We start from the raw sequence: 5,815 nt of genomic DNA, 5'->3' as shown, positions 1-5,815 counted from the left end.
CAGGGGTTGCTAGTTATAATGTTTCACCTTCGTCCTTTGGTCAATATTTTAATAAGTTAGGTTGTTTTTGTTTTGAAAAACAGATATTAAAACCAGGTGAAAAGGCCGTTTATAAACTAGTTTTTTATTTAGATCCTGAGCTTGTAAACGACCCAAAAACTGCAAATGTTGAAGATGTAACTATGTCATATACTTTTTTTTCGTCTGATTATTATAAACAATCAAAGAATATAAATTGATATTATGTCCAGCGGAGATCAAAAACACGATTATCACTTAGTTGACCCAAGTCCTTGGCCAATTTATACATCTTTTGCAACATTAATAACCGCCGTTGGTTCAGTTTATTATTTTCATAGCAAAGTGATGTGGGCGATGATTTTGGGTTTTGTATTACTTATCTATGGAGCTTATATGTGGTTTAGAGATGTGGTGATCGAGGCAGAGCATCAAGGTCATCATACACCCGTAGTTCAAATACATCATAGATATGGAATGACTCTATTTATTGCCTCAGAAGTTATGTTTTTTGTTGCTTGGTTCTGGGCATATTTTGATGCAAGTTTGTTTCCATCAGAATTTGTTGGAAATGTATGGCCACCAAAAGATATTGAAGTTTTTGATCCTTGGGACATCCCTTTAATAAATACACTAGTTTTACTTTTATCAGGCACAACAGTAACATGGGCTCATCATGCTTTACTTGAGGACGATAGGAAAAGCTTTATTCAAGGTTTAAGCTTAACTGTTTTTTTAGGATTATGTTTTACCGCACTTCAAGCTTACGAATATCAACATGCAACATTTAGCTTCTCAGGACATATCTATGGAGCAACTTTTTACATGGCAACAGGATTTCATGGCTTTCATGTTGTTGTAGGAACAATTTTTTTAGCAGTGTGCTTGTGGAGAGGAAAATTAGGACATTTTAACAAAGATCATCATTTTGGATTTGAAGCTGCTGCTTGGTATTGGCATTTTGTTGATGTAGTTTGGCTATTCTTATTCGCAGCAATTTATATTTGGGGTAGTTAAAAAATAATTGAAGAACAAATTTCTTTTTTCGGTTTTTGTATATTTTTTTATTTTAATTTTTCTAAGCCTTGGCGTTTGGCAAATTATAAGACTAAATTGGAAATTAAATTTAATCTCTGAAATCAAGGAAAATATTAACTCTAAACCAGTTTTTTTTTCAGGAAATAATCCACATAATTTTAAAAAAATCCAGTTTGAAGCAAATTTTGAGAATTCAAAATTAATTTATTTATATAGTCTAAATGAAAAAGGTGAACCTGGCTTCGATATTGTAAATACAATTAGCATAGAAAATAGTTATTATCTTTTAAACAGAGGATGGATACCAAGAGACTTAAAAAATAAAAGTTTTGGAATATCAAGTACAAATTTTCAAGGTATTTTAAAAAAAAGATCAAACAAAAATTATTTTAAACCAAAAAATGACATACAAAATAATTATTGGTTCACACTAAATGATAATGACCTTTTTGAGTATACTGGAAGAAAATTTTCAAATTTTATAATTTATGAAACGAACAATAGATTAAATTTTCCAAATCCAAAAAAAATTACTGCAAATATTTCAAATAATCATTTAAAATACTCGCTCACATGGTTTTCATTAGCGATTTCAATTTTTTTAATATATTTATATTTTAGAAAAAAAAATTACTAATGGAATATATTAGCACACGAAATAATCAAAAAATTTTTACTTTTAAGGACATTTTTTTAAAAGGTTTGGCAGATGATGGAGGTCTATTTATTCCAAAATCAGTAAAACCATTTAGCAAAGAGGAAATAAACAACTTTAAAAATCTTAGCTACAATGATTTGGCTGCAGAAATAATTAATCCATTTATTGGAGATTTTATGTCTAAAGATGATTTAATCTCTCTAATATCGAAATCATACTCAAATTTCAGAACTAAAAATGTTGTTAACATAAATAAATTAGGAAATTTAAAAGTTTTAGAACTTTTCCACGGTCCAACACTTGCTTTCAAAGATATTGCAATGCAACTGATAGGTAATTTTTATGAGCATCATTTAAATTTTGAGCAAAAAAAAATTAATATTGTGGTGGCAACTTCAGGTGATACCGGTGCAGCTGCAATAGACGCCTTAAAAGGAAAAAAAAATTTGAATGTTTTTGTATTACATCCAAATAATAGAATTTCCCCTGTTCAGAGAAAATTAATGACAACTTGCGAAGCGAGTAATGTATTTAATATTGCAATACAGGGAAACTTTGATGATTGTCAAAATTTAGTGAAAGCAATGTTTAATGACGAAAAGTTTTCTAAATCAATTAACATGTCAGGTGTAAACTCAATCAATTGGGCAAGAATTATTGCTCAAGCTGTCTATTATTTTTATGCTTACTTTAAGGTTGGAAATGGTCAGCCTTTATCTTTTTCTGTTCCAACTGGAAATTTTGGAGATATCTATGCCGGTTACTTAGCAAAAAAACTTGGTCTTCCAATTGACAAACTGGTTGTTGCTACAAATAAAAATGACATACTTCATAGAGCAATATCTGGAGGCGATTATTCTCAAAAGAAAGTTATGGAAACAAATACACCAAGTATGGATATTCAGATAGCAAGTAATTTTGAGAGGCTCTTATATGATGTAAAAGATTGTAACTCAGAAGTTACAAAAGATTTAATGATTAAAATTAAAAACAATACTTATAAAATTGATACTGAGGATTTAGGCAAAATACAAAAGAATTTTATATCTGAAATGCTTGATGAAAATGAAACTATTGAAATGATAAAAAAAATTAATGATGAACATCAAACGGTCGTTGATCCACATACTGCAGTGGGGATAGGTGCCGTAAAAAAATTAGGAATAGAAAAAAATTGTGTTGTATTATCAACTGCTCACCCATGTAAATTTCCAAAAGCAATAGAGGATGCAATTTTTAAGACTGAAAATTTACCAAATAGTCTTAAATACGTTAATGAGAGAAAAGAAAAATTTGAACTTCTTTCAAATGATATTCAAAAAGTTAAAAAATATGTAATGAATTCGATATGAAACTGAAAATAAAAGATCAAATACCAAATACGGAGATTTTTCAACTCATTGGTGGAGAGCCTCAAAAAAGTAAAATAAAGGAAATTATAGGTAATGAAAAAATTGTTTTATTTGGTTTACCTGGCGCATTCACATCAACTTGCTCCAAACTTCATCTTCCAGGTTTTGTAGCTAATGCAGATAAAATCAAAGCAAAAGGAATAGAAAATATATTTTGTTTGTCAGTAAATGATCCTTATGTAATGAGTGGCTGGGGAGAAATTAATAATACTGGAGATAAAATAAAAATGTTATCAGATCCATATTTATTATTCACAAAAGCGATTGGTGCAGAAGTTGATAGAAATTCAAAAGGAATGGGTATCAGATCAAATCGTTATTTAATGGTTATAGAGAATTTCACAGTAATTAATATTCATGTTGAAAAAGAGACTAAAGAATGTGGATTAACTTCAGCAGAGAACTTATTAAATAATCTAATCTAGTTAGGGCAGTTCTGTTTCGCCCTCAATTTTAATTATTAACAGAAAATAAGACTTTTTGGAACGATTCATTGAGGACTTCATTGAGAGTTTTGGATAATTGGCAAAAACCTTGTTTTGAAACTTCATTGAACTTTGGGTATTATCTGGAAAATTATATGTCTAAAATAGTTTACATCCTTACTAACCAATCTATGCCAGATACAATTAAGATTGGTATTACAGATAATTTAGAAAGAAGAATGAGAGAATTAGACAATACTTCAACACCACTTCCTTTTGAATGCTATTATGCAGTTGAGGTTCAAGATGCAAAAGTGATTGAAAAGAAAATACACGAAGGTCTAGACGATAGCAGAATAAGACAAAGTAGAGAATTCTTTAATACCTCGCCAGAACAAGCAAAAGCAATTTTAGAAATTGCTGAAGTTATGGGTGGTAAAAATGTTACGCCAACGGAAGATGTTGTTGAAACACCACAAGATAAACAAGCGTTAGATAGTGCAAGAAAAAAAAGAAGTAAGTTTAACTTTGGAATGATTAATATAGGACCTGGTACAATTTTAGAATTTGCTAAAGATACATCAATTACTTGTGAGGTAGTTGACGATACTAAAGTTAAGTTTAGAGGGGCAATAACCTCACTTTCTGCGTCTGCGAATACTATTCTTCATGAAATGGGATATGATTGGGAACAAGCGCATGGTCCTAGATTTTGGATGCATCAAGGTAAATCATTAAGAGATTTAAGATACGAAAGAGAATAAATTTTTTGTTAATGAAAAAAATAACAAAAAATCCAAATAATAAAAATGCCAGAGGAAGTTCTGCACAATTTTTTGTTGCAGGAGAACTTTGCAGAAGAGATTTAGTGGCAGTCGTTACAATGGGTAATACTCCTAATACAGATGTATTATGTAGTAATGTTGAAGGAACAAAATTTGTTCATATACAAGTTAAAACTTTTCCTCCAGGTAATAGAAAAGTAACGGTTGGAATGAAAGCAGAAAAAGATTTTGGTAAAAATTTTATTTGGGTTTTAGCAGGAATACCTCCAAAGGGAGACAAAAGTGAATTTGTTTATTATATAGTTCCATCAAGCGAAGTATCAAAAAATGTTAAAAGAATGCATTTAGAATATATCTCTCAACCAGGCAAAAGAGGGCAACAAAGAAAAGATTCAAGTATGAGAGTTATTTTTATACCACCTTACAAAGATCCATCGGGTTGGACGATAGAAAAATATAAAAATCGATGGGATATAATTGAAGACTTGCTTAAATAATTTATATTTTAATCTAATTGTTAATAGACGCACTTGCGCGTATAACGGCAACCTTGTTTTAAAACTTCATTGAAACTTCATTGAGGACTTCATTGAACTTTTTAAAAAAAAGATGAGTAAGGACAACAAAAACCTTTGGAAAGGGGCGTTCTGTTGCCCGGCATTAGATTAGAAAATAGCATATTTGCTTACTTTATCAAACTACTTCGTTGTAAACTTCGTTGTCAGAATGACTTATTTTCTTTTTAGTTGGTTTTTTGATCTAACACTTCGTTGTAAAATTGATTAAACTTACTTTATGAAAAGATTATCTCTATACGTTTTTCTGGTTTTGATGTTTTCTCTTTTTACTTCGCATTCGTTTGCAGCAAAAAAACATAAAATTTATAAAAAACTACCATGTAATTTCAATGGGGTTAAAGTTTCAACATCTGCACGATTTCATGACGGTGTAAAAGGTGGCAGGTGCTGTCCTAAATGTTCTGGTTACAAATTAAAAAGAGGAACTTCTATAATTATGAAAAGAGGAACTCCTATAGTAGCAATCGCTGATATGAAGTTAATAAGTATTTATGATATAAGCGCTCATCAAAAAAGCAAAAAAAAATCTGAGTCTGCAGGTAAAAAGGATGGAACAGATCATTCTCAATCACAAAAAACTATGAAACCATATGATGATATTCATTTACATTTTGTAGATAAAAAAGGAAATTTCATCTTGTATTATCATTTTAAAGAAACAAATTTGGTCAAAGGTTTTAATCAAGGAAATTGTAAAATCCCGAAAGAATTTCAATGGGGGAGAAAAAAATTTTTACCCCAAGATTGTGGTGGTTACAGTGAAGAATTAATAAGAAATAATTTTTGGGTAAAAAAAGGACAAGTTATAGGATTATCAGGTGCGACCGGTACTTCTAAAGGTGGACCACATATAAGTTTGGGTATTGCAATACCTGCTAATGAAAAAATAAAAAAAGGTGTA

General features: G+C 30.1%; 7 protein-coding genes and 1 pseudogene. All 8 read left to right on the top strand.

The window, feature by feature from the left end; genetic code table 11:
• The coding region (locus AMN73_RS04355; RefSeq protein WP_143323201.1) for a cytochrome c oxidase assembly protein at positions 1-239 on the top strand (239 nt) is incomplete at its 5' end.
• Between the two features lie 4 nt (positions 240-243).
• Positions 244-1,035, top strand: a complete 792-nt coding sequence (locus AMN73_RS04350) for a cytochrome c oxidase subunit 3 (RefSeq protein ID WP_075535057.1) — start codon at positions 244-246, stop codon at positions 1,033-1,035.
• A gap of 7 nt (positions 1,036-1,042) precedes the next feature.
• Complete coding sequence (locus tag AMN73_RS04345; RefSeq protein WP_075535056.1) at positions 1,043-1,693, top strand: SURF1 family protein; 651 nt, start codon at positions 1,043-1,045, stop codon at positions 1,691-1,693.
• Positions 1,693-3,066, top strand: a complete 1,374-nt coding sequence (gene thrC / locus AMN73_RS04340) for a threonine synthase (RefSeq protein ID WP_075535055.1) — start codon at positions 1,693-1,695, stop codon at positions 3,064-3,066. The genes AMN73_RS04345 and thrC overlap by 1 nt, the downstream gene beginning before the upstream one ends.
• Complete coding sequence (locus AMN73_RS04335; RefSeq protein WP_075535054.1) at positions 3,063-3,551, top strand: peroxiredoxin family protein; 489 nt, start codon at positions 3,063-3,065, stop codon at positions 3,549-3,551. The genes thrC and AMN73_RS04335 overlap by 4 nt, the downstream gene beginning before the upstream one ends.
• Before the next feature lie 155 nt (positions 3,552-3,706).
• A complete protein-coding gene (locus AMN73_RS04330; protein WP_075535053.1) occupies positions 3,707-4,315 on the top strand; it encodes a GIY-YIG nuclease family protein in 609 nt (202 codons plus the stop codon).
• 11 nt (positions 4,316-4,326) lie between these two features.
• Positions 4,327-4,833, top strand: a complete 507-nt coding sequence (locus AMN73_RS04325) for a hypothetical protein (RefSeq protein ID WP_075535052.1) — start codon at positions 4,327-4,329, stop codon at positions 4,831-4,833.
• A gap of 334 nt (positions 4,834-5,167) precedes the next feature.
• Positions 5,168-5,815, top strand: a pseudogene (locus tag AMN73_RS04320) (M23 family metallopeptidase); the annotation flags it as partial.

Source organism: Candidatus Pelagibacter communis, assembly GCF_001179965.1.
GTDB lineage: Bacteria > Pseudomonadota > Alphaproteobacteria > Pelagibacterales > Pelagibacteraceae > Pelagibacter.
Note: the sequence above shows the minus strand (reverse complement) of the source record. Positions and strands in the feature narration are given on the sequence as shown.